This window comes from Actinoplanes sp. NPDC049598 (genome assembly GCF_040675435.1).
In the GTDB taxonomy this organism is placed as follows: domain Bacteria; phylum Actinomycetota; class Actinomycetes; order Mycobacteriales; family Micromonosporaceae; genus Actinoplanes.
Map to the genome: position 1 here is coordinate 13,503 of NZ_JBFAOX010000005.1, position 22,452 is coordinate 35,954.

25 protein-coding genes are annotated in these 22,452 nt (G+C 71.0%); 3 read left to right on the forward strand and 22 right to left on the reverse strand.

Going from position 1 to position 22,452, the window contains the following annotated elements:
* Positions 1-14 precede the first annotated feature (14 nt).
* Both AB0J66_RS13485 and AB0J66_RS13490 read right to left on the reverse strand, forming a co-directional pair.
* Positions 15-653 (reverse strand): trimeric intracellular cation channel family protein, encoded by a 639-nt coding sequence (locus AB0J66_RS13485; protein WP_364660227.1) that lies wholly within the window; start codon positions 651-653, stop codon positions 15-17.
* Positions 620-844 carry a DUF3039 domain-containing protein gene (locus tag AB0J66_RS13490; protein ID WP_364660229.1) on the reverse strand — a complete coding sequence of 75 codons (225 nt, stop codon included), beginning with the start codon at positions 842-844 and terminating at the stop codon, positions 620-622. The genes AB0J66_RS13485 and AB0J66_RS13490 overlap by 34 nt, the downstream gene beginning before the upstream one ends.
* A 135-nt stretch (positions 845-979) precedes the next feature.
* Here AB0J66_RS13490 and AB0J66_RS13495 point away from each other — a divergent pair, with 135 nt between their 5' ends.
* Together AB0J66_RS13495 and AB0J66_RS13500 are read left to right on the forward strand one after the other, a co-directional pair.
* Positions 980-1,924, forward strand: coding sequence for a pseudouridine-5'-phosphate glycosidase (locus AB0J66_RS13495; protein WP_364659516.1), 945 nt, complete (start codon positions 980-982; stop codon positions 1,922-1,924).
* Positions 1,924-2,808 (forward strand): PfkB family carbohydrate kinase, encoded by an 885-nt coding sequence (locus tag AB0J66_RS13500; protein WP_364660231.1) that lies wholly within the window; start codon positions 1,924-1,926, stop codon positions 2,806-2,808. The genes AB0J66_RS13495 and AB0J66_RS13500 overlap by 1 nt, the downstream gene beginning before the upstream one ends.
* Here the strand turns inward: AB0J66_RS13500 and AB0J66_RS13505 are convergent.
* The 15 genes from AB0J66_RS13505 to sigB form a co-directional block, all read right to left on the reverse strand.
* Complete coding sequence (locus AB0J66_RS13505) at positions 2,790-3,161, reverse strand: DUF3099 domain-containing protein (protein ID WP_364659518.1); 372 nt, start codon at positions 3,159-3,161, stop codon at positions 2,790-2,792. The genes AB0J66_RS13500 and AB0J66_RS13505 overlap by 19 nt on opposite strands.
* Before the next feature lie 64 nt (positions 3,162-3,225).
* A complete protein-coding gene (locus AB0J66_RS13510) occupies positions 3,226-3,759 on the reverse strand; it encodes a GAF domain-containing protein (protein WP_364659520.1) in 534 nt (177 codons plus the stop codon).
* Positions 3,760-3,761: 2 nt separating this feature from the next.
* Positions 3,762-4,019, reverse strand: a complete 258-nt coding sequence (locus AB0J66_RS13515; protein WP_364659522.1) for a hypothetical protein — start codon at positions 4,017-4,019, stop codon at positions 3,762-3,764.
* A gap of 13 nt (positions 4,020-4,032) precedes the next feature.
* On the reverse strand, positions 4,033-5,076 hold the full coding sequence (locus tag AB0J66_RS13520; RefSeq protein WP_364659524.1) for a methyl-accepting chemotaxis protein: 1,044 nt from the start codon (positions 5,074-5,076) through the stop codon (positions 4,033-4,035).
* A gap of 27 nt (positions 5,077-5,103) precedes the next feature.
* Complete coding sequence (locus AB0J66_RS13525) at positions 5,104-5,475, reverse strand: response regulator (RefSeq protein WP_097318621.1); 372 nt, start codon at positions 5,473-5,475, stop codon at positions 5,104-5,106.
* On the reverse strand, positions 5,472-5,747 hold the full coding sequence (locus AB0J66_RS13530) for a hypothetical protein (protein WP_364659526.1): 276 nt from the start codon (positions 5,745-5,747) through the stop codon (positions 5,472-5,474). Before AB0J66_RS13530 ends, AB0J66_RS13525 begins: the two co-directional genes overlap by 4 nt.
* Entirely contained in the window at positions 5,728-8,073 is a 2,346-nt protein-coding gene (locus tag AB0J66_RS13535; protein WP_364659528.1) for a chemotaxis protein CheA, read from the reverse strand. The genes AB0J66_RS13530 and AB0J66_RS13535 overlap by 20 nt, the downstream gene beginning before the upstream one ends.
* Positions 8,070-8,462: a response regulator gene (locus AB0J66_RS13540; protein ID WP_364659530.1), complete on the reverse strand. Its 393-nt coding sequence runs from the start codon at positions 8,460-8,462 to the stop codon at positions 8,070-8,072. Before AB0J66_RS13540 ends, AB0J66_RS13535 begins: the two co-directional genes overlap by 4 nt.
* Positions 8,459-9,334, reverse strand: a complete 876-nt coding sequence (locus AB0J66_RS13545) for a protein-glutamate O-methyltransferase CheR (RefSeq protein ID WP_364659532.1) — start codon at positions 9,332-9,334, stop codon at positions 8,459-8,461. Before AB0J66_RS13545 ends, AB0J66_RS13540 begins: the two co-directional genes overlap by 4 nt.
* Positions 9,331-9,930, reverse strand: a complete 600-nt coding sequence (locus AB0J66_RS13550) for a HEAT repeat domain-containing protein (protein ID WP_364659534.1) — start codon at positions 9,928-9,930, stop codon at positions 9,331-9,333. Before AB0J66_RS13550 ends, AB0J66_RS13545 begins: the two co-directional genes overlap by 4 nt.
* Positions 9,931-9,953: 23 nt before the next feature.
* Positions 9,954-11,003, reverse strand: a complete 1,050-nt coding sequence (gene cheB / locus AB0J66_RS13555) for a chemotaxis-specific protein-glutamate methyltransferase CheB (RefSeq protein WP_364659536.1) — start codon at positions 11,001-11,003, stop codon at positions 9,954-9,956.
* A 12-nt stretch (positions 11,004-11,015) separates the two neighbouring features.
* Positions 11,016-12,593, reverse strand: coding sequence for a chemotaxis protein CheW (locus AB0J66_RS13560; protein ID WP_364659538.1), 1,578 nt, complete (start codon positions 12,591-12,593; stop codon positions 11,016-11,018).
* A gap of 15 nt (positions 12,594-12,608) precedes the next feature.
* A complete protein-coding gene (locus tag AB0J66_RS13565; RefSeq protein ID WP_364659540.1) occupies positions 12,609-14,558 on the reverse strand; it encodes a methyl-accepting chemotaxis protein in 1,950 nt (649 codons plus the stop codon).
* 163 nt (positions 14,559-14,721) lie between these two features.
* Positions 14,722-15,291, reverse strand: a complete 570-nt coding sequence (locus AB0J66_RS13570) for an HhH-GPD-type base excision DNA repair protein (RefSeq protein WP_364659542.1) — start codon at positions 15,289-15,291, stop codon at positions 14,722-14,724.
* A gap of 87 nt (positions 15,292-15,378) precedes the next feature.
* A complete protein-coding gene (gene sigB, locus AB0J66_RS13575; protein ID WP_364659544.1) occupies positions 15,379-16,365 on the reverse strand; it encodes an RNA polymerase sigma factor SigB in 987 nt (328 codons plus the stop codon).
* A 233-nt stretch (positions 16,366-16,598) separates the two neighbouring features.
* On the opposite strand from sigB, the gene AB0J66_RS13580 reads away from it, so the two are divergent.
* The gene (locus tag AB0J66_RS13580; RefSeq protein WP_364659546.1) at positions 16,599-17,387 is read left to right on the forward strand and encodes a sporulation protein; all 789 of its coding nucleotides are present in this window, start codon (positions 16,599-16,601) and stop codon (positions 17,385-17,387) included.
* Here AB0J66_RS13580 and dtd read toward each other — a convergent pair.
* From dtd to AB0J66_RS13605, 5 genes are all read right to left on the reverse strand, one after another.
* The gene (gene dtd, locus AB0J66_RS13585; RefSeq protein ID WP_364659548.1) at positions 17,384-17,806 is read right to left on the reverse strand and encodes a D-aminoacyl-tRNA deacylase; all 423 of its coding nucleotides are present in this window, start codon (positions 17,804-17,806) and stop codon (positions 17,384-17,386) included. The two genes, AB0J66_RS13580 and dtd, sit on opposite strands and share 4 nt — an antisense overlap.
* Positions 17,807-18,475 carry a phosphotransferase gene (locus AB0J66_RS13590; protein ID WP_364659550.1) on the reverse strand — a complete coding sequence of 223 codons (669 nt, stop codon included), beginning with the start codon at positions 18,473-18,475 and terminating at the stop codon, positions 17,807-17,809. It lies immediately after the preceding gene.
* Between the two features lie 18 nt (positions 18,476-18,493).
* The gene (locus AB0J66_RS13595) at positions 18,494-18,844 is read right to left on the reverse strand and encodes a hypothetical protein (RefSeq protein ID WP_364659552.1); all 351 of its coding nucleotides are present in this window, start codon (positions 18,842-18,844) and stop codon (positions 18,494-18,496) included.
* 197 nt (positions 18,845-19,041) lie between these two features.
* A complete protein-coding gene (locus AB0J66_RS13600; RefSeq protein ID WP_364659554.1) occupies positions 19,042-19,482 on the reverse strand; it encodes a macro domain-containing protein in 441 nt (146 codons plus the stop codon).
* Between the two features lie 413 nt (positions 19,483-19,895).
* Positions 19,896-22,442: a GNAT family N-acetyltransferase gene (locus AB0J66_RS13605; RefSeq protein WP_364659555.1), complete on the reverse strand. Its 2,547-nt coding sequence runs from the start codon at positions 22,440-22,442 to the stop codon at positions 19,896-19,898.
* Positions 22,443-22,452: the final 10 nt, after the last annotated feature.

The following is a 22,452-nucleotide window of genomic DNA, read 5'->3' on the forward strand; positions in this document are numbered from 1 at the left end:
AGCGGCGGACAGCCCTACGGCGCCGCCACCGGAGCCGACCAGCGACGGTACAGCGCGACGAGCCGTACCCCCGTGACGAGCAGGGCCGAGGCGGCCAGCATCCAGACGGAGGCCAGCTCGATCGCCCATAAGATCGTGACAATGATCGCGCCCGCCAGCGCGACAACGGCATAGATTTCCCGCCGCAGGACGACCGGGATCTCACCGAGGAGCAGATCGCGGGCGAGCCCGCCGCCGATGGCGGTGAGCATGCCGATCAGGCAGGCCCCCACCGGCGGCACGCCGGCGTGGAGCGCCTTGAGCGTGCCGGTGACGGTGAACAGGCCGAGGCCGGCCGCGTCCAGGATGAGGACGGGCCGGCGCAGCTGGGACAGCTGGGGGTGGAACCAGAAGACGGCCAGCGAGGCCACCACCGCGGTCACCGCGTACCGCCAGTCGGCGAACGCGAGCGGCGGCACCGCGCCGATGACCAGATCGCGCACGATGCCGCCACCGAGCGCGGCCACGAAGCCGACGAAAGCGACACCGAACAGGTCGAGCCGCTTCAGCACCCCGGCCGAGGCGCCCGAAGCCGCGAAGACGGCGACGCCGACGAGGTCGGCCGAGAGCAGGCCCCCGTTCAGCGAGTCATCGCCTCGTAGATCTCCTTGCACTGCGGGCACACGGGCGAGCCCGGCTTGGGAGACTTGGTCACCGGAAACTTCTCGCCACACAGGGCCACCACGAAGGTGCCCATGACGGCGCTCTCGGCGATCTTCTCTTTACGTACGTAGTGGAACATCTCCGGCCCGGTGTCGGCGTCCTTGGTCTCCGGACGCTCCAGGATCTGAGTGCTCACGACAATCTGCCCTTCGGTTGTGTCGCCACCGGTCCCCCCGGCCTCGGTGACGAAAACAAAGCTGGCGAAACAAAGCTCCAACCCGCAAGTGTGACAGCTACCTCGGGACGGGTCCAATGATCAAAGCCGTACGGTAGGAACGTGACTGACTTTGCGATTCGATACGGCGAGCATGTGACCCGTGCCCGCCGGGACGGCCGGCCGGTGGTCGCGCTGGAGAGCACGATCATCTCGCACGGGCTGCCGCACCCGGACAACCTCCGGGTGGCCCGCGAGATCGAGCAGACCGTCCGTGACCAGGGCGCGGTGCCGGCCACCATCGGCATGATCGGCGGCGAGCTGATCGTCGGGCTGGACGACGCCCAGGTCGAGCACCTGGCCCTGGCCCAGGGCGTGGCCAAGCTCTCGGTGCGCGACCTGGCTGTGGCCGCCGCGACCCGGGCCGACGGCGCCACCACAGTCGCCGCGACCAGCGCGGTCGCCGCCGCCGCGGGCATCGGCGTCTTCGCCACCGGCGGGCTGGGCGGCGTGCACCGCGAGGCGAACGTCACGTTCGACGAGTCGGCCGACCTGACCACCTTGTCGGCCACCCCGATCGTCGTGGTCTGCGCGGGCGTGAAGTCGATCCTCGACGTGGGGGCGACGCTGGAGCGCCTGGAGACCCTCGGCGTCGCCGTGGCCGGTTACCGGACCAAGCGGTTCCCGGGTTTCTTCATCACCGACGGCGGTTTCGACATCGACTGGCAGCTCGACTCCCCCGAGCAGGTCGCCGACGTCATCCGGGCCCGCGCCGACCAGGGCGTCGGCGCGGGCGCGCTGATCCTGGCCAACCCGCTGCCGGCCGACCAGCAGCTCGACCCGGCCCTGCACGACCGCACCCTGGCCGAGGGCCTGGAGCTGCTGGCCCGCGACCACATCACCGGCAAGGCGGTCACCCCGTTCCTGCTGAGCCACTTCCACGAGAGCACCGAGGGCCAGAGCCTGGCCGTCAACGTGCGGATCATCCTGCGCAACGCCGAGCTGGCGGCCAGGATCGCCGTGGCGACGGCCGGCACGCCCGCGACGCTGGGCTTCACGGCCCAGTGATCACCGTCGTCGGCGACCTGGTCACCGACGTCCTGGTCGCGCACGGCGGGCCTATCCAGCTCGGCTCGGACACCGACGCCGCGATCACGGTCAACGGTGGTGGTCAGGCCGCCAACACGGCGGCCTGGCTGGCCCGGGCCGGGTGCGAGGTCACGCTGGTGGCCGCGGTCGGTGACGACCCCGCCGGGCGGGAGCGGGTCGCCGAGCTGACGACGGCCGGGGTCCGGTGCGCGGTGCGGGCCCATCCGGGCGCGGTCACCGGCAGCGTGGTGGTGCTGGCCGGCCCGCAGGAGCGCACCATGATCACGGATCGGGGCGCCGCGCTGCGGCTGGACCCGGCCCATGTGCGGGCCGCGATCACGGCCGCGGGCCCGGGTCATCTGCACCTTTCGGGCTACCCGCTGCTGCACGAGGGGTCGCGGCCGGCCGGTCTGGCCGCCCTGGCGGCGGCGACCGGGACGACGAGCGTCGACGCGGCCTCGGCGGCGCCGTTGCGGTCGGTGGGTGCTTCCGCTTTCCTGCGGTGGGTACGCGACGTCGACGTGCTGCTCTGCAACGCGGACGAGGCCGACGTGCTGGCCGGTCCGGGCCCGGCGGCCGAGCAGGCGCGGCGGCTGACCGCGCACGCCCGCAACGTGGTCGTCAAACAGGGCGGGGCCGGGGCGACCTGGGCCTCCCGCGGCGGTCCGCTGCACTCGGTGACGCCGGACCGCGTACGGCTGATGAAGGACCCGACCGGCGCGGGCGACGCCTTCGCGGCCGGCCTGCTGGCGGCCTGGTGTTCCGGCGCGGCGCCGGAGGCGGCGCTGACGGCCGGGGCCGCGCTCGGCGCCGAGGCGGTGGGTCAGATCGGGGCCCGGCCCCGTCAGCCGTTCTCGCGCTGACGGGGCTCGATCGGGTCGACGTCGATGGTCAGGTACTCGACGTCCTCGGGGGTGTGCTGGGGCAGGCCGGCCTGCTGTTTCGCGGCCAGGGCGGAGGCGGCGCGCTCGGCCTTGGACTTGGCCGGGCGGTCGTTGGCGATGAGCACGGCCGCCCAGGGCAGGAAGACCATGCCGGCCGCGCACAGGACCAGCCAGAGGCCGAGCAGGGGCGGGCGGACACTGACCAGGATCGCGCCCAGGATCAGGCAGGCGGCCCGGCCGGCCATCATGCTGACGTAGCGGACCTGGCGGCCACGGTATTGCGCATCGGGGCTGGGGGCGGCGTCGGTGATCAGAACCGGCTGTTTCTTCACGTTGGGGTCTCCGATCGACCCCCCATCATGGCACCGATTGCCGCCCGCTGCCCACTGACTCGGCTCAGAGCTCGGCGGCCGCCTCTGATTCAAGATTGTCGATAATTTCGGCCGCCCGGCGCTCGAGCATCCCGATCGACTCCCCGGCGAAGTCACGCGGGGCCAGATCCAGCGCGCACAGTCCGCCCAGGACGTGCCCGCGGCGCGAGATCAACGGCACCCCGATGTACGCGCGAGCACCCTCGCCGGTCACCAGGGGGTTGTCGCTCCATCGCGGGTCCTCGCGCAGATCACGCACGATCCGCGGCCGCCGTTCGGTGAGGAACGGGCGGCAGAACGACCACTCGATCGGCGTGCCGCCGGCGTCGAGCAGCCACTGCGGGGCCGGCCCGTGCAGGGCCGCGAAGACCTGGACGTCGTCGAGCAGCACGTCGGCCACGGCGATCGGCGCGTGCAGCGCCTCGGCCACCTCGTCGACGACGCGCTGCAGGAACGGGCGGGGCTGTTCGCGGTCGAGACCGAGGCGGGCCACGTCGAGCAGGCGGTCGATGTCGCGGCGGGGGCGCAGGGACGCCGGCCGCTCCTCCAACAGCATCATGATCAACCTCCAGTCGGTGAGAGGGCGTCGTAGGTGATGGCGCGGACCTTCAGCGACCGGCCGGCCACCCGCACCAGGTCGCCGGTGGCCATCAGGTGCTCGGCGACCCGGCGCAGGTCGGCGGTCGACTCGACCGGCCGGCGCAGACCCAGGGCGCGGACGGAGAGGTCCCAGATGCCGGCGGCCATCTCGGGGCCGATCAGCTCGGCGATGGCGGCCAGGGCGTCGGCCTCGGTCGGCCGCTCGACGTCAGACGCCATGGCGGGCCCCCTTTCAGAACAGTTCGATGATCGGTGTGTCGTCCACGGCGGCCGCGAGGCCGGCCTGCTCGCCGTGCGTCACCCGCTGCCGGGACATCACGTGCCGGCTGCGCAGGGCCTCGACCGAGATGATCCGCCCGGTCACCACCTCGGCCGGCAGGCCACCCTCGGCATAGCCGATCGTGTCCTCGACCTGGCGCTTGACCTCGCCGACGGCCTCGGCGACGTGCTCCAGCATCTGCCGGCTGATGTCCTGGAACTGGACGTGCCCGACGGCGCCGGTGGTCTCGCCGGTGAGCGCGTCCGAGCTCTGCTGAACCTGCTGGGCGGCGTCCACGGTGTCGTGCAGAATGCCGGCCACCATCTCCGACATCTCCCGCTGGGCCTGGGCGATGCCGTTCAGGCGCCGGGTCATCGCGGTGTCCCCGGCAGCCTGTTCGGGCTGCACACTCTCGTCGAAATTGCTGTCGTCGGTGAGCACCGCGTCGAGCCGGGCGGTCAGGTCGGCGATCGTCGAGCCGATGTCGTTGGCCGCCTTGGACGAGCGGGTGGCCAGCTTGCGGACCTCGTCCGCAACGACCGCGAAGCCCTCCCCGGCGTCGCCGGCCCGGACCGCTTCGATCATGGCGTTCAGGGCCAGGATGTTCGTGGCCTTGCTGACCTCCTCGATCTGGGTCACGTGCTGCTTGAGGCCGCGCATCTCGTCTACCAGCGACCGGACCTGCTCGTCGCGGTAGAGGAAGTAGCGCACCAGCCGGTCCACGAGCTGCGCGTTGGACGCGCCGACCTGGGCCAGCTCGCTCTCGGTGCGGCCGACCGTGCCGGCCAGGCGGGCGACGTCGCCCGCCATCACCTCAGCCATTGAGTCGATCTTGAGCATCTGCCCCACGATCGCCTCGGCGGCCTCCCCGGTCTGCTCGATCACGTCGTTCAGATGCGCGTCGACGATCTCGCAGAACTCGGGGACGGGCCGCAGGGCGCGGGCGACGACGTCAGCCCGTACATCCGGTACGCCCGGCGCCGCCGGCGACGCCTGGCGTCGGAGAAGGCCGGCCATCGGTTCCTCCATCGGAATGGGCCTTGATCAGGCGCCCGGGACAACCTGCTTGATGACGCCGAGGAGCTGGTCCGGGGCGACCGGCTTGACCAGCCAGCCGGTGGCGCCCGCGGACTTGGCCTCGTTGCGCTTGGTCTGCTCGGACTCGGTGGTCAGCATGAGCATGGGGGTGAACCGCATGCCCGGGGCCTTGCGGGCCTCGCGGACGAAGGTGATCCCGTCCATCTGCGGCATGTTGACGTCGCTGATGATCAGGTTCGGCTTGACCCCCTTGGCCAGCTTCTCCAGCGCTTCCTTGCCATGACCGGCGGTCTCGACGGAGTAGCCGGCCTTGGTCAGGATCGACTTCAGGCTCATGAGCATGGTGGCGGAGTCGTCGACGAGCATCACAGTGGTCATGGAGGTTCACTTTCTGGTCGGCTGGTTGCGCCACCGCTCCCCGCGAGCAGTGGCAGCACCTGCTCCGCCAGGAAGGCGTTCGCTGGTGCCGAGCTAATCTTCGGTTGGAAAAGCAGCAGAGCCTGGAGCGCTCCGGTGTGCAGATGGTTGCAACGGCGCAGATTGACCTTCCCCTTCGGGGTGGCGCGCAGCCAGGCCACCAGCGGCTCCACCTCGTCGACGGTCACCACGTCACTCAGGGTCGCGGTCGTCTCATTGAGCTCGAGCGGCAAGACCGAGCACCTCCTTCATGTTCAGCACCAACAGCACCAGGCCGTCGCCGAGCAGCGCCGTGCCGGAGAACTCGTCCGCGTAGGCGAGCAGGCCCTCCATCGGCTTGAGGATCACGTCGACCTCACGGTGGAACTGTTCGACCAGCAGGCCGACCCGCTGACCCTGCAGGCTGACGATGAGGATGCGCCGATCCGCGGTCTCGTCCGGCGTCCACGGCATCTGCAGGGCCCGGGCCAGGTCGATCACCGGGACCACCTCGCCCCGCAGTACGACCACGTCCTGGTGCAGCACCCGGCCGATCTCGCCGCCGGGTACCCGGACCGTCTCGACCACCAGGTCGACCGGGATGCCGAACCGCTGGCCGGCCACGCTGACCACCATCACCTGGGTGACCGCCATCGACAGCGGCAGCCGCAGCCGGGTCACACTGCCCGTGCCGAACTCCGACTTCATCGTGACGGTGCCGCCGAGCTTCTCCACGCTCGCCCGCACCGCGTCCATGCCGACTCCCCGCCCGGAGAGATCCGAAACCTGGTCGGCGGTGGAGAACCCGGCCCGGAAGACGAGCTCGACGGCCTCGGCGTCGCCCATCGCCTCCAGCTCCTCCTCCGAGATCAAGCCCTTCTCGTACGCCTTGCGCTTGACCTTCATGGGGTTGATGCCGCGCCCGTCGTCGGCGATCTCCACGACCACCGCGTCGCCGTCGGCGACCGCGCTCAGCGTGATCCGGGCCTGCGCCGGCTTGCCGGCCGCGGTCCGCTCGTCGGGCAGCTCGATGCCGTGATCGAGGCTGTTGCGCACAAGGTGGACGAGGGGGTCGCCCAGGGCCTCGATGACGTCCTTGTCGGCCATCGTGTCCTCGCCCTCCATGACCAGCTCGATGTTCTTGCCGAGCCGGCGGCTGAGGTCGCGGACGAGCCGGGGGAAACGGGAGAAGGCGACCGACAGCGGCAGCATCCGGATGTCCATCACCGAGGCCTGGAGCTCCTCGGCGATCCGGTGCAGACCGGAGTACTGGTCCTTGATGCGGCGGCCGAGCACCCGGCTGCCGAACTCCTCCTCGGCCGAGTCGGCCAGGAAGGTCAGGCCGTTCTTGGCCACGTTGAGCTCGCCGACCAGCTCCATCAGGTGGTCGACCTTCTCCTGGTCGACCTTGAGGATCTTGGTGCCGACCTGGCCGCCGGGATCGTCGGCGCGGCCGCGGTCGATCCGTTCCTCCGGCACCGGCCGCTCGATCGGCGCGGGCGGCGGTGGCGGCGGCGGGGTCGACCCGAGCAGCCGGTTGACCGTCTCGGTGAGCTCTTCGGCGTTCAGGTCAGCGAGCTCGGTGATCTCGCCCAGGGCCGCCGCGGCGGCCGAGACCGAGTGGGCGATCGAGGCCAGCCGGGCTCCGCCGACGCCCTCGGTCCGCAACGAGCTCTGGGCCGCCGTCAGGAGCGCATACGCGTCGTGGACCAGCGCCGGGTCCTGCGCCTCGGCCGCGGCCGGTTCCGGCTCGCCCGCCGAAGCCGGCGCCGGTTCGGCCACCTCGCCGTTGAGGAATCGGCGCACCGCGTCCCCGTCGAGCTCGACCACCTCGACCTGATCGGGCACATAGCGGAACAGATAGTCGAGCTCGCCGTGCGCGGCCCGGGCGGCCAGCACGAAGCCGATCAGGCACGTGTACTCGTCGTAGCCCTCCGGCGTGGGCCACTCGTCCGGCGGCACCACGGCCATCTTGGCCAAAGCCGGCACCTGGCTGATCAGGTGCACGGGATCCTCGGCACGGAAGAAGCAGCCCTCGTCCGGTGCGTACCGGGCGAAGCGCAGGGTCGAGGCCGTGGTGGTCAGCCAGGTCGCGGTCTCGTCCAGCCACTCGGTGTCGAAGTGCCGAAGCCACTCCGGCGGCGGGGCGATCACGTGGACCACCGGCGCCTTCTCGGCCACCGGGGTCGTGGCGTCGCCGCCGAGCGGGCCGCGCAGCTTGGTGATCAGGACGGCCGCGTCGGCGCCGGCGCTGGCGGGCAGCCGCTCGTGCTGGGTGACGTGGGCCAGCCAGCCGCGGATCAGGTCGAACGCGGCCAGCAGGTCGTCGGTCATGCCCGAGTCGAGGTTGAGCCGGCCGCCGCGTACGGCGTCGAGAAGGTCCTCGGCCGCGTGCGTGAGCCGGGTCAGCTCAGGGAAGTCGAACAGCCCGGACGAGCCCTTGAACGTGTGGGCGGCCCGGAACACCTCGTTGACCAGCTCCGGGTCGCCCGGGTCGCGCTCGAGCTGCAGAAGGCCCTCGTCGACCTGGGTCAGCAGGTCGGCCGCCTCGGCCAGGAACTGGGCGAGCAGCGGGTTCATGCCGGAATGCCCGATCCGGCGGTGAGCATCCGGGCCACCCGGACCAGACGCTCGGAGGAGACCGGCTTGACCATGTACAGGTTCGCGCCCGCCGCGTAGGCCCGGTCCGCGTCACCGGGCCGGTCCTCCGTGCTGATCATCAGGACCGGCGCGGGTGTTCCGACCGTTTCCGAGCGCAGCGTCTCGACGCAGGAGTACCCGTCCATCTTCGGCATGTTGACGTCGACCACGAACAGGTCGTACGCGGTGGTGAGAGCCGACTCGACCGCCTCCAGGCCGTTGGCGGCCTCCTCGACGTGGAAGCCGGCCTCGGACAGCAGGCTGGTGTGATACAGCCGCACCGTGGCGGCGTCGTCGACGACCAGCACCTTCACTGGGGTCTCTGTCATCGGTTGGCTCCGGTCGGTCGTTGGTAGACGATGCCCTCCGGCAGGCGGGTCGGCGTGAAGATCGGCGAGATGCGGCTCATCGACTCCGAGTGGCCGAGGAACAGGTAACCGCCGGGCCGCATGGCGCCGTACAGGTTCTCAGCCGCCCGCCGGCTGGACAGCTCGTCGAAATAGATCAGCACGTTGCGGCAGAAGACCACGTCGAAATCGCGGAACGCCCGCATCGCGTTCGTGTCGCACACGTTGACCTGATGCAGCGTGACGGCGCCCCGGATGCCCTCGTCGAGCTGGAACCGGCCCCCGCCGACCGGGCTGAAGTACTTGTCCCGCCACTTCTTCGGTACGCGTTGCAGCGACCGCTCGCCGTAGCTGGCGTGCCTCGCCTTGGACAGCACATCGCTGTCGATGTCGGCCCCGTGGATCTCCACGTCGATCCGGTCGATCGGGGGCCACTCCTCCAGCAGCCGCAGGGCGATCGAGTACGGCTCCTCGCCGGTCGAGCAGGGCAGGGAGAGAATCTTGACCGGCCCGACGATCCGGTTCAGGCCACCCCGCGCCTCCAGCACCTCCGGCAGCACCGTCCGGAGCATGGAGTCGAACTGGTAGTCCTCGCGCAGGAAGTACGTCTCGTTGACGGTGAGCTGGTTGATCAGTTCCTGGAGCAGGTCGGACCGTTCACTCAGGCGCAGGGCGGCGAACCAGGACGTGAACGTGTCGAACTTCGAGCCCCGGATGCAGGCGTCGATGCGCTTGTCCACGAAGTAGCGCTTGGCCGAGGTGAACTGGATGCCGGTGCGCTTGTAGAAGTACTCGCGGAACTTCTCGAACTCCGCGTCGCTGAGCCCGGCTCCGGCCGTGGCCGCACTCGTCATCGCAAGGCCGCCTCGACCGTGAACCGCAGGAACGGGTCCTCCGGAAACCGCTCGACGGCGGCGCGCAGCAGGTCGTGGTGCTCCGGGCCGAGCGACGGAAGCAGGGCGTCGATGGCCGCGGTGACCACGTTCGGGTGCTCGTCCTCGGCGATCATCTGGGCCAGCCACGTCTGCGAGCCGGGATGCGGCAGGTCGGCGAGGACCATCGCGGTCATCACCCGCACGTCGTGGTCGGGGTCGGCGAGCAGGCGCGGGACGATCGCCGGCACCGCGACCGGCATGGTGGCCAGCGCCTCGGCCGCGGCAGTGCGCAGACCGGCGTCGTCGGTGGCCAGATGGACGGCGAGCCCCTCGGCCACGGCCGCCGTGTCGTGCGCGGCCAGGGTGGTGAGCATCGCATCGCGCACCGCCGGCTCGGCCTCGCCGGCGACCCGGCTGAGCAGCGCGGGCACGGCCTCGTCGGCACCACCGAGCCCGAGCGCCGCTTCCCGGCGGCAGTCCGGGTCCGGGTCGTCGAGCTGGCTCATCAGGGTGTCGATGGACGGCGGCGCGGCCGTCTCCTCGGGCGGTGGCGCGTTGCGGCGGACGAGTCCCACGGTGTTCCCCCTCTGTTCGTCTCTCAGCGGACCCAGTCGGCGAGACGCTCCGCGATCTCGTACGACGGCAGGGTGACAGTGGCGCCGCCCCGCCGGTGCAACTCCCCCGGCATGCCCCAGACCACCGCCGTCTCCTCGGCCTCGGCGATCGTGCGGCCGCCACCGGCCCGCACCGCGCCCATCTCGGCCGCCCCGTCGTCGCCCATGCCGGTCAGCAGGGCGCACACCAGGCGCTCGTCCGGCACATGCCGGCGGGCCGAGTTGACCAGCCGGTCGACGCTGGGGTGCCAGCGGTACTCGGCGCCGGCCGGCACGCTCTTGACGATCAGGCCGTCCGTGCGCCGGGCGACGACCACGTCGTTGCTGCCCTTGCCGAGGTAGATGTGGCCGCGCTGCACGTTCATGATCCGGTCGACCTCGTGCACGCGCAGCGCGCACAGTTCGTCCAGCCGCCGCGCGAGGGTGGCGGTGAACGACGCCGGGATGTGCTGGGCCACGATCACTGGCGCGCCCAGCGTGGCCGGCAACCCCGGCAGCAGCTCGGCGAGCAGGTTGGGGCCCCCGGTCGAGGATCCGATCAGCACCAGGTCGACCTCGCCGGCCTTGCCCGGCCGGGACGGTGCGGTACGGGCCGGCGCGGCCTTCATCCGCTCGCGGAGGCCCCGGGCCCGGCTGATCCGCGCCGACGACGCCGCGTGGACCTTGCTGACGATCTCGGCCGCGACCTCGTCGATGTTCAGCGACACCGTGCCGCCCGGCTTGGCCACGTAGTCGACCGCGCCCAGCTCGAGCGCCTCGAAAGTGATCAAGGCGTTCTTCTCGGTCAGCGACGACACCATGACGACCGGGGTGGGGCGCTCCGCCATGATCTTGGCGAGACAGGTCAGGCCGTCCATCTCCGGCATGTTGATGTCGAGGGTGACGACGTCCGGGTGTGTCCGGGACAGCTGCTCCAGGGCGTCGACGCCGTTGCGGGCGGTGTGGACCTCGAAGCCGCCCTCCTCGAGGATGGCCTTGATGGCCCGGCGCATCAGAGCCGAGTCGTCGACGACGAGAACGGATGTGGTTGCCACGTAACGCTCCCGTCAGACGGTGACAAGGTCGTCGCAGGGAACAGCGACCTCGTCCAGCGCGACCTCCTCCAGCGCCGCGGCCTGCTCGGCCGCGAGCAGCTGGTCGACCTGCACCAGCAACAGCATCCGCTTCTGATCGGGCAGGTTGGCCACCCGCGACACCAGCCGGGCCTGCTCGGCCGAGAGCTGCGGCGCCGGCTCCAGCACCTGCCGGCCGACCCGGGCCACCTCGGCCACCGAGTCGACGATGAAGCCCGTGCGGACCCCGCCGATGATCAGCACCACGATGCGCTGCCGCTCGTCGCGCTCGCCGCGGGGCAGGCCGAGCCGGGTTCGCAGGTCGACCACCGGCAGCACCGTGCCGCGCAGGTTGACCAGGCCCTCGACGAAGTCGAACGACTTCGGCACCCGGATCAGCGCCGCCGGCACCCGGATGATCTCCTGAACGGTGTCGACGTCGACGGCGTACTCCTCGTCGTCGAGCCGGAACACGACGAACAGTTCCTCGTCGCCCCTGCCGTCGTCGGCCATGCCCTGCTCCTCACCCATCTGCGATGCGTCCTCGTGCCCCTGGTGCTCGGCGATCTCGCTGCGCACTTCCGGTGAGTCGAACATCCGGTTGACGCTCAGGACGGAGACCAGGCGCTTGCCGTCCTCGAGCCGGCACACCGACTCGACCTCGCTCTTGCGGCCGTCGCCGGCCATGAAACCCGGCAGCGGGGCCACCAGCTCGTGCGGGACACGAAGAACCTCCCGCACGGTGTCCATGACGACGCCGACCACGCCGCCGTCGATCGAGACGACGACGATCCGGTTCTGCGGCTCCAGCGGCGTGACCGGCAGCCCGAACACGCGCCGCATGCTCACCACCGGCAGCAGCCGGCCCCGCAGGTCGATCACGCCGAGGACGCGGCTCCCCGAGTTCGGCACGTGGCTGACCGACTCGGGAGCCTGCACGATCTCCTGCACCTGATCGATCGGCAGGGCGTACTCCTGGCCCTGCACCGCGAAGCTGACCAGCTCGAGCGTGTCGTCCCGCTCGGTGTCGCCCTCGTCGCCGCGCTCGTTCATCGGCCGGGCCGCGGCCGCTTTGTCAGTGCTCGGCGCCCGGTCCCCGAGCCGATCGAACTGGCCGCCCACCAGACGGTCCACGTCGAGGATCGTCGTCATGTCGCCGTCGTCCGCCTTGATCACGCCGACCAGCACGTCGGAGCGGACGGTCGACTGCACGGACTCCGCCGATTCCATCGCGGACGGGTCGATGCTGATCACACTGGCCACCCGGTCGACCACGAAGCCCAGCGGCACACCGCCGTCGACCACGATCACCCGGGTGGTCTCGTCGTGAGCCGCCTGCTCCATGTCGCAGCAGTCGCGCAGGCTCACCACCGGCAGCACGCGGCCGCGCAGGTTGGCCAGCCCCTCGAGCGAGGGCGGGCCGAGCGGCACCTTGACCACGGCCGGCATCCGGATGATCTCCTGGACCCGGCTCATCGGGATGGCGTACCGCTCCCCGGCCATGTCGAAGGTGACGTATCCATTGTCGTCGTCAATGGTGTCCTCGGCGGCCGTCAGATCCTCGTCGCTCATCAGTGCGTCCCTTGTCTAGGAGCCGACGTTCTGCAACTCGTCGGCCAGGGCGGCGATCTCCTCGACCGCGGCGGCCAGCTCCTCGGCGCCCTGCGCCTGCTCGCGGGCCGCGGTCGACGCCTGCGCGGCCAACTGCTCGGCCTCGCTGGCCGCCGTGGAGATCTGCTCGAGACCGGTCTTCACCTCGCCGAGCACGTCGGCGATCTGCTGAGCCGACTCCTTGACCTCGGCATTACCGGCGCGGACCTGCTGCATGTCGCGCTCGATCTCCTCGAGCCGGGCCGTGGTGGCCTTGGCCGCCTCGGCCTCGGCCAGCGCCTGCCGACTGGTCTCCTCCAGATCGCTGCGAACCTCGACGATCCGGTCCTGCACCGCCTTGACCAGGTCCTTGATCCGGTCCGCGTTGTCGGCGGAGTCCCGGGCCAGATTGCGGATGTCGGTGGAGACCACCGCGAAGCCCTTGCCGAACTCGCCGGCCCGGGCCGACTCGACCGAGCCGTTGACCGCCAGCATGTTGGTCTGGATGGACACGTTCGCGATGGCGTCCACGATCTTGTCGATCCGGCGGGAGATCTGCTCGAGCTCGCTCACCCGGCGGACGTTCTCCATACCGTCGCGGGCCGCCTTGCCGATCGCCTCGATCATCGAGTCGACCGACGTCTTGTTCTCAGCGAGCGAGGACAGGATGACGTCGGAACGCTCCACGGCTGCGCCGCCGCGGCTCGCGGAGAGCTGGGCGCCCTGCTCGATCTGATTGACCGCCTCGGCGGTCTGCTGGCCCTTTTCCGCCGCCGTGCGCGCACCCACGTTGATCTGGTTGATCGCCGTATTGATCTGCGCAGCGGCCCGGTTGATCTCCTCGACCGCGGCCGACAGCTCCTCGGCCGCCGCCGCGACCTCCTCGGCGCTCTTGCTGACGTCGGTGCTGTTGCGCAAGCCGTCGGAGATCTCCGACAGCTCCTCCGCGGCCTGCTCACTCTGCCGCAGCGCCTGAGTCTGCTGACCGACCGTCTGCAGAGACTCCTCACACGCGGCGGACTGCTGTTCAGCGGCCGCCGCGATCTGCTCGGACAGGCTCTTGGCGTTCCCGGCGGAGCGCCGCGACTGCTGGGCCGCAGTCGCCATCTCGGTCGCGCCGGTCATGATCGTACCCATGTCGGCCCGGATGCTCTCCAGCTGCGAGGTGATGGTCTTGCCCTTCTCCACCTCACCGCGGGACGTCTCGGCCGACTGCTGAACCCCGGAGGCGATCGCGGTGACGCCCTCGCGCACCTCGTCGATGAGATCGCGGATCTGCCGCGCGCTGCGCTCACTGGTCTCGGCGAGCGTGCGGACCTCGTCGGCCACCACGGCGAAACCCTTGCCGTGCTGGCGGGCCCGCGCAGCCTCGATCGCGGCGTTCAGGGCCAAGAGGTTCGTCTGATCGGCGATGTGGGCGACCGTCTTGACGATCTCGCCGATCTCGTCGGCCTGCTTCTCCAGCTCGGTGATCGTCACGACCGAGGTGCTCTGCCGGGTGGCGGCGCTGTCGACGTTCGCGAGCAGGCCGTTGATGCCCGTCCGGGTCTCGTTGAGCAGATTCTGCAGCGCCTGACTGAGCTGAGCGACCTGCTGGGTGGTCTGCTCCTGGCGGGTGACCCGCTCCTCGACCTGGTTCATCGCGGCCAGGCTCTGCTGAGTCGCGCCCGAGGCCTCCTCGGCACCGGCCGAGATCTGCTGCATCGACTCGGTGAGCTGCCGCGAGGCCTCCGCGGCCTCGGCGTTCTGGGCGGAGATCTCGGCGGTGGCGGCGGCGATCCGCTCGGCCGCCTGCTGCTGCTTGGCCACCGAGCGGGCCTGACGCCGGTTCGGGTCAGAGTCCCCGCCGCGGGCGGGTGGTCTGGTCGAAGCCGGCGTCGAGACCGGCCGGGCGGCCCGGGCCTGATCGGTCGCCCGCCCGTTGGCGGAGCTCGTCGTCAAGGGCATGGGGGTGGTCTCCCCTCTCTCTTTCAACTGCCGTGCGCAAACGCGTCATGGACAACCGGAGTCGGGGAAAACCGCTGGAAGCGGAACTTTCCTCACCTCCGAAAATCCTGGCACCGGACGGTTGACGAGGGAGGAGAAATGGACGCACTTCGACGCATCACTCTCAGTTGACCTTGGCGGCCGCCTTTATCTCCTTCTTGTACGCCCGGACCCGGCCGAGCGACTCGGCGTCGACGATGTCGGCCACGGACTTGAACGAACCCTCGGCGCCGTACCCGCCGGCGGCCTCCCGCCACCCGGCCGGCCGGACACCGTACTGCTTGCCGAGCAGCGCGACGAAGATCTGCGACTTCTGCTTGCCGAACCCGGGCAGCGAGGCGACCCGCTTGACCAGCTCGGCCCCGTCCTCGACGCCGGCCCACAGGTTGGCCGCCGAACCGTCGTACCCCTCGACGAGGGCACGGCACACCTCCTGCACGCGTACGGCCATCGCCTTGGGGAAGCGGTGCAGCGCCGGCGGCTCGGCGAAGATCGCGATGAGCGCCTCGGAATCGAAGCCGGCCAGCTCCTCGGCCGTGTACGCGTGCCCGAGCCGCTGCGCCAGCACCCACGGCGAGGTGAACGCCTTCTCCAGCGGAATCTGCTGATCAAGCGTCATGCCGATGAGCAGGGCCAGCGGATCGGTGGAGAGCAGCTCGTTGGCCGCGGCGTCGATCGGCAGCGAAATCGTCATGGCGCTCATCTTCGCAGGCCTACAGCCCCGGAAAGCGCAACCGCCCGGGGAGCGCGAGCGGCTCTCCGGGCGGCGGTTTCAGGTGTGTCAGCTGGCGTAGGCCTCGAGGCGGGACGCGCGCTCGGGGTCGCGGAGCTTGAGCATCGTGACCTTCTCGATCTGGCGGATGCGCTCGCGGCTGAGGCCGAACTCGCGGCCGACCTCGTCCAGGGTGCGCTGGCGGCCGTCGTCCAGGCCGAAGCGCAGGCGGATCACGGCCGACTCGCGCTCGGAGAGCGTGGCCAGCACGATCTCGACTTCGCTGCGCAGCTCGCCCTGGCCGTGGCCGACGCCCGGCTGGTGCTCGACCGCGGCCACGAAGTCGCCCAGCGCGCTCTCGCCGTCCTCACCGACGGCCTGGTCGAGGCTGACCGGCTCCCGGTCGTACGAGATGAGCTCGATGACCTGGAATTCCTGGACGCCCATGGCGGTGGCGATCTCGGCGATGCTCGGCTCGCGGCCCAGCGTCGCGGCCAGGTCGCGGCGGCTGCGGACCATGCGGTTGACCTGCTCGACCATGTGCACCGGGATACGGATGGTGCGGGCCTGGTCGGCCATGGCCCGGGTGATGGCCTGGCGGATCCACCACGTGGCGTACGTCGAGAACTTGTAGCCCTTGGTGTAGTCGAACTTCTCGACCGCGCGGATCAGGCCCAGGTTGCCCTCCTGGATGAGATCCAGGAAAGCCATGCCGCGGCCGGTGTAGCGCTTGGCGATGCTGACCACGAGGCGGAGGTTGGCCTCGAGCAGGTGGTTCTTGGCCGCCCGGCCCTCGGCGATGATGATGCTCAGATCGCTTGTCTCGTCGGCGCGCTGCCCGCCGGAGAGAAGCTCCTCGGCGTAGAGGCCGGCCTCGATCCGCTTGGAGAGCTCGACCTCCTCGACGGCGGTGAGCAGGCGGGTACGGCCGATGCCGTTGAGGTAGGCCCGGACCAGGTCCGCGGAGACACCACGCTCATCGGTGGCGTCCAGGTCGGTGAGGAGCTCGACACCGTCCGTCATGCTGTTGTCGGTCGCCTTCATCTCCAGGACCATCTTTCAGTCCCCTCCCCGCTGATAAACCGTCTCGAGCTGGCCAGTCACTTGCGTGCCGGTGATCGATAGCTTGGCCCGGGACGCGTTAAGCCGAGGTGAGGCAAGCGTCCAGGTGGCATGAATCAGGGAGAACCCTGACGTCGCCAAGCCGACAAGTGCCCGAAATGCCGGTACCGGTCGGTTGCTGTGCGTCGATACTGTTCCCCACACGCCCGTCACGAGGAGATGGTTCAGTGGTCTTCAAAAAGATGTTGCAGGCATTGGGAGTCGGCGGCCCCTCGGTCGAGACCGTGCTGGTCAACCCCAACTGCCGGCCGGGCGGATTCCTCGAGGGGCAGGTGCACGTCGTCGGCGGCGAACACGCCGTGGACGTCGAATATCTGGCCGTCGGCCTGGTCACCCGGGTCGAGGTCGAGAGCGGTGACAGCGAGTACAACACCAATCAGGAGTTTCACCGCCAGCGGCTGACCGGTTCGTTCCGCCTGGAGCCGGGTGCGAAATACGACGTACCGTTCCGCTTCGACGTGCCCTGGGAAACCCCGATCACCGAGGTGTACGGACAGCACCTGCACGGCATGACGATGGGGCTGGCCACCGAGCTCGAGGTCGCACGGGCCGTCGACAAGTCCGATCTGGACGCGGTGGCGGTGCACCCGCTGCCGGCCCAGGAGCGGCTCCTCGACGCGCTGCTGCGGCTCGGCTTCCGGTTCAGCCGAGCCGACGTCGAACGCGGCCGGGTGTACGGGGCGCAGCAGAACCTGCCGTTCTATCAGGAGATCGAGTTCTACCCGCCGTCCGCCTACGCGAGCGGGATCAACCAGCTCGAGCTGACGTTCATCCCGACGCCCCAGAAACTCCAGGTGATCCTCGAGATCGACAAGCGGGGCGGCCTGTTCACCGAGGGGCACGACGCGTTCGGGCGCTTCGACGTCGACTACGCGACCGTCGACCACACCGACTGGGGAGCTCAGCTCGACAACTGGCTGCGGCAGTCGGCGCAGCGGCGAGGGTTGTTCTTCTAAAGCTCCAACCAGATGGAGCGCGGGCCGACGTTCACGCTCTCGACCAGCATGTGCGCCCGGAAGCGGCCGGTCTCGACCGTCGCTCCCCGGGCGCGCAGTGCTTCCACGTAAGCCGTGATCAGCGGTTCGGCCTGCTCCGCGGGCGCGGCGGCGGTCCAACTCGGCCGCCGGCCCTTCCGCGCGTCGCCGTAGAGGGTGAACTGGCTGACGACCAAGAGCGGCGCCTGATTGTCGGCGGCCGACTTGTCGCCGTCCAAAATGCGCAGCTCGTAGGTTTTGCGGGCGAGTTGGTGGGCTTTCTCGGGTGTGTCGTCGTGAGTGACGCCGACCAGGACGAGCAAGCCGTCCTCGATCTTGCCGACCACCTCGTCGTCGACGGTCACACTGGCCCGGCTCACGGTCTGCACAAGCGCCCGCATCTACTTCACTCCCCGCACTCTGGCCGCGGCCACGGGCAGTTGCCCTACTTCCTCGGGCGACATCGTTCGGTTCCGCCGCCGCAACGCCACGGCATCGTCCAGCATCCGGGTCGGGTCGCCGGGAGCCGCGGCCAGGAAGAGGTCGAGCAGCTCGCCGGCCCGGCCACCCAGCTCGTGATCGATCGACCCGACGGCGACCTGCCCGAGAATCAGGGCGGCCAGCGCGGTGTCGAGATCACCCGGCCCGTCCCCCGCGTTACGCCAGTCGATCAGGACCGGGCCACGCTCGCTCAGCACGACATTCTCAGGGTGCACATCCAGGTGGACGACGGTGGCCCCGCCGTCGCCACCCCGCGCGGGCAGCTCATGCAGGCGGCACAGCAGATCGGCGAGGATCGTGGCGCCGCGCTCGAGCGGCACGGCACCCTCCAGAAGCGCCTGGGCCAGCGTCGGGCCGTCCAGCCGCTCCATGACCAGGTCGGGGCCGCGGACCGCGCGCACGGCGGGCACGGGAAAGCCGAACTCGCGGGCGTACGCCATGGCGGCCGCCTCGGGCTCGGCGCTGTCACCGTTGCGGTAGCGCCGGAGGACGAGCCCGTCCCCCAGCGCGTAGACATCGGCCTCCCGCCCGAAGGCGAACGGCAACCCCACCGGCTCCCACTCCGTCACGCCGGTGACGGTAACGGATCAGTCGACGGCGTTGCTGCTGGCGTCGCTCGTGTAGCCGTCGACCGGAGTCTCCATGGCGCCGGTGGTGGCGTCGCCGGTCGTCGTGTTGGCCACGCCCGGGCCGGAGCGCGGCTTGGTGCGGAAGCTGTTCGGGCCCGCGGTGCCGCCGGTGGTGGTCATGACGCCGTGCTCGGGGTGCGGGCCGCCGTCCTGCAACTGGTCGGTGTCGGTGCCGGCGGCCAGCGTGCTGGACAGGCCGGCGTCGTCGTCGCCCTTCTCCGGACGGTACGTGCTGGGCTCGTCGAAGATCCCGGGGCCGTAGTCGCCCCCGGCGATCTCCCGCTCGATGCTCTCCTGCGAGTCGCTCATGTCGTTTTCCTTCCGAAAGGTCGGCCGCTGCATCGTGCCCGGGCGGCCGCCGCGTAAACCCTCGCTGTGGCAGCCATCATGCGCTCCCCCGCCCCGCCGGTCACGACGCTGACGACCACCTTCGATGGAGATGCTCCCCACACCGACCCGGAGCACGAGGCGGGGGCGAGACCCCGGCCGCGTATCGAAGGGTCCGTTCAGTCGGGAGCGAAGATCAGGGCGCGGACCTCGGGCATCCGGGCACAGGCCCGTTCGATCAGCGGGCGCACGTCGGACCAGTCGAGGCCGCCCGCGCCGCAGCCCAGGGCCGGGATGGCCAACGAGGTGATGCCGCGCTCGCGGACAGCGGCGACCAGCGAGTCGAGCCCGGCCTCAACGTCCGGCAAGTACGATTTGTCCCGCCAGTGACGCTTGGTGGGAAAATTGATGACGCACCGCTCGTCCTCGTCGAAGACCCATACCTGGCCCAGACGCACGTCGCCTTTGGCGCAGGCCGCCCGGTGGGCCCGGTAGTTCGCCGGGAAGGCCCGCTTGAACTGCAGCGCGATCCCCTTGCCCATGACTCCGACGGTGTTGACCGCGTTGACCAGCGCCTCGACCTCGGCCGCCAGCAGATCCCCGGACCCGATTTCGATCATCGCCCATCCGTCCCTCGTGCATGCGGAGTGGGGCGACCATATCGGCGAGGTACGACAAAACCCCGCGGCCCGACGAAGTCACGCCGAGCGGGAAGAGGGCGCGGGCTCCGGACGCAAGGGCCGCGGAGGGCCTGGGTGTGGGACGCGCAAAGGCAGAGGGACCGCGAAGGCGGCACCGCCCGCGAAGGCGGTCCTGAGGAACGCGCAAAGCGGGGACGGCGCGAGGACTCAGCGAAGGCACAACACGAGCGTCAGGCGCCGCCAGGACGGGAGAGGGCCGCCAGGGCCGGCGAATGCAGAGGCGCACGCGCGGTCAAAACGCGAGGCCCGCGAGGGCAGAGGCGGCCGCGAGAGGCCCTGAGGCGGGGCGAGGGGTGGTCAGGGGATGCGGAGGCGGCGGGGGCGAAGGGCGGTCAGGGGGTGCGGAGGCGGCGGGGGCCGGTGTCGGGGCGGCGGGCTGGGTCACCGATTTCGGTGGCGGCGTGGAGGACGGAGCAGCCGTCGGGGCGGGCCAGGACCGGGTTGAGGGAGAGGCTGCGGACGCGGGGGTGGTCGTCGGCCAGGCGGCCCACGCGGAGCAGGAGGTCGATGAGGGCGGCCCGGTCGACCGGGGCGGAGCCGCGGTAGCCGTGCAGGAGGGGGGCGGCTCGGGGCTCGTAGACCAGGGCGGCGGCGGCACGGTCGGTGAGCGGGGCGGCGCGCCAGGCCAGGTCGCCGAGGAGTTCGCTGGCCACGCCGCCCAGGCCGAAGCCGACGACCGGGCCGAAGGCGGGGTCCTCCATGACCTCGATGCGGCAGGCCACGCCGGGGGCGACCATCGTCTGGACCAGCACGTCGGGGCCGAAGGCGCCGGCCAGCTCGGCGTAGGCGGCTCGGACGTCGTCCTCGTCGGCCAGGGCCAGGCGGACGGCGCCGAGGTCGATGCGGTGGCGCAGCGCGCCGCCGGCTGCTTTCAGCGCGACCGGGTAGCCGAGGGCCGACGCGGAGGCGACCGCCGAGGCGGCCGAGGCGGCCAGGATGGACGGGACCACGTCGATGCCGTAGGCCGCCAGCAGCGCCGAGGGCGGCCCGTCGATCTCGGTTGCGGACGGGTCGAGGTCGTCGAAGGTGGGCAGCACGCCGGGTGGGCGGCGCAGCCAGTCGGCGTAGTCGGCGACCCGGGCCAGGGCCCGCACCGCCTCCTCGACCGAGGGGTAGGAGGGCACCTTGCTGGACAGGCTCTCCAGCAGGAACGTGGCCACGGTCGGTTTCTCGCCGGCCAGGGCGACGCTGGCCAGGGCGGCGGCGAAGTCGGCGTCCTCGTCGGTCAGCTGGCCGGGCAGCGGTGGGGCGAAGACGACGACCAGGGCGTCGGCGCGGGCGTCGACGGCGGCGTCGGCCAGGGCGTCGGCGAAGTCGTGGGCGCTCGCCATCGGGCTGATGTTCAGCGGGTAACCCTCGGCGACGGTGAGGCCGCCGGCCCGGCAGGCGGCCACGGCGAGCTCGGACAGGGCCGACGAGTTGCCGACCACGGCCACCCGGCGGCCGCCGGGCAGCGGCTGGTGGGCGAGGAGCAGGCCGACGTCGAAGAGCTCGCGCACGGTGTCGACCCGGATGACGCCGGAGCGGGCGAAGAGCGCGGTCACCGCGTACGGATCCGGGCCCGGGCCCTCGCCCGCGAGGCCGGCCGGGCGGGTGGCCGAGGCGACCGCGACCACGGGTTTGACCCGGCTCATCCGGCGGGCGAGGCGGGCGAACTTGCGCGGGTTGCCGAACGTCTCCAGGTAGAGCAGGACGACGTCGGTGCCCGGATCGTCCTGCCAGTACTGCAGGAGGTCGTTGCCGGAGACGTCGGCCCGGTTGCCGGCCGAGACGAAGCTCGACAGGCCCAGGCCGCGGCGGTCGGCCTCGGCCAGCAGCGCGACCCCGAGGGCGCCGCTCTGGCTGAAGAAACCGACCCGGCCGGCCGCCGGCAGTCGCGGGGCGAGCGTGGCGTTCAGCCGTACCTGGGGGTTGGTGTTGGCCACCCCCATGCTGTTCGGGCCGACGACGCGCAACCCGGCGTCGTGCGCGCTCTGGATCAGCTCACGCTGGGCGGCGGCGCCCTCGGCGCCGGTCTCGGCGAAGCCGGCCGAGACCACGACCAGGCCGCCGGCGCCACTCGCGGCCGCGTCGGCCAGGGCCTCCGCGACGCCCTCGGGAGGCACGGCGATCAGGGCGAGGTCGACCTCGGCGCCGGATTGAGAGGCCGAGCTGTACGCCCGGAGCCCGGCCACCCGCTCGGCGCTGCGGTGGACCGGGACGATCGTGCCCTGGTAGCCGCCGTCGCGCAGGTGGCCCAGCATGGCGGCGCCGATGCCCTGGCCGCTCGCGCTGGCGCCGTAGACCGCGACCGCGCGCGGGGCCAGCAGCCGGGCGATCGAGCGGGCCTCGGTGAGCTTCTCCCGGGACTCCTGCACCTCCCGCGATTTCTCGGTGGGGGCGATGGGGAAGCTGAGGTGGACCACGCCGTCCGCGTACTTGCGCTGTACCTGGTAGCCGAAGTCGCTGAAGACCCGGAGCATGCCCGAGTTCTCCGGCAGGACCTCGGCCACGAACCGGGTGATGCCGTTGGCCCGGGCCGCCTCGGCCAGGAACTCGAGCAGCACCGAGCCGATGCCGCGGCCCTGATGGGCGTCCTCGACGACGAAGGCGACCTCGGCGTCGGGCGACTCGGGGCCGAGACGTTCGTACCGGCCGACCGCCATGATCCGGGTGCCGGTGACGATGACGAACGCCTCGCGGTCGCGGTGGTCGACGTTGACGAAGCGCTCCAGATCGCGCTCCGGGATGCGCGGGTAGGGCGAGAAGTAGCGCAGGTAACGCGTCCGGTCGCTCATCCGGGAGTGGAACTCCACGATGGCCGGTGCGTCGGCGGGCCGGATCTGTCGCAGGTGGACGGCCGTGCCGTCGGAGAGCAGGACGTCCGCGCTCTTGTCCATGGGGCGCTCC

Coding starts and splice junctions, on each gene's coding strand:
- AB0J66_RS13510 (WP_364659520.1), bottom strand. CDS start 3,759: ATGATGCTGTTGGAGGAGCGGCCGGCGTCCCTGCGCCCCCGCCGCGAC.
- AB0J66_RS13515 (WP_364659522.1), bottom strand. CDS start 4,019: ATGGCGTCTGACGTCGAGCGGCCGACCGAGGCCGACGCCCTGGCCGCC.
- AB0J66_RS13520 (WP_364659524.1), bottom strand. CDS start 5,076: ATGGCCGGCCTTCTCCGACGCCAGGCGTCGCCGGCGGCGCCGGGCGTA.
- AB0J66_RS13525 (WP_097318621.1), bottom strand. CDS start 5,475: ATGACCACTGTGATGCTCGTCGACGACTCCGCCACCATGCTCATGAGC.
- AB0J66_RS13535 (WP_364659528.1), bottom strand. CDS start 8,073: ATGAACCCGCTGCTCGCCCAGTTCCTGGCCGAGGCGGCCGACCTGCTG.
- AB0J66_RS13540 (WP_364659530.1), bottom strand. CDS start 8,462: ATGACAGAGACCCCAGTGAAGGTGCTGGTCGTCGACGACGCCGCCACG.
- AB0J66_RS13545 (WP_364659532.1), bottom strand. CDS start 9,334: ATGACGAGTGCGGCCACGGCCGGAGCCGGGCTCAGCGACGCGGAGTTC.
- AB0J66_RS13560 (WP_364659538.1), bottom strand. CDS start 12,593: ATGAGCGACGAGGATCTGACGGCCGCCGAGGACACCATTGACGACGAC.
- AB0J66_RS13565 (WP_364659540.1), bottom strand. CDS start 14,558: ATGCCCTTGACGACGAGCTCCGCCAACGGGCGGGCGACCGATCAGGCC.
- AB0J66_RS13570 (WP_364659542.1), bottom strand. CDS start 15,291: ATGACGATTTCGCTGCCGATCGACGCCGCGGCCAACGAGCTGCTCTCC.
- sigB (WP_364659544.1), bottom strand. CDS start 16,365: ATGGTCCTGGAGATGAAGGCGACCGACAACAGCATGACGGACGGTGTC.
- dtd (WP_364659548.1), bottom strand. CDS start 17,806: ATGCGGGCGCTTGTGCAGACCGTGAGCCGGGCCAGTGTGACCGTCGAC.
- AB0J66_RS13595 (WP_364659552.1), bottom strand. CDS start 18,844: ATGAGCGACTCGCAGGAGAGCATCGAGCGGGAGATCGCCGGGGGCGAC.
- AB0J66_RS13600 (WP_364659554.1), bottom strand. CDS start 19,482: ATGATCGAAATCGGGTCCGGGGATCTGCTGGCGGCCGAGGTCGAGGCG.
- AB0J66_RS13605 (WP_364659555.1), bottom strand. CDS start 22,442: ATGGACAAGAGCGCGGACGTCCTGCTCTCCGACGGCACGGCCGTCCAC.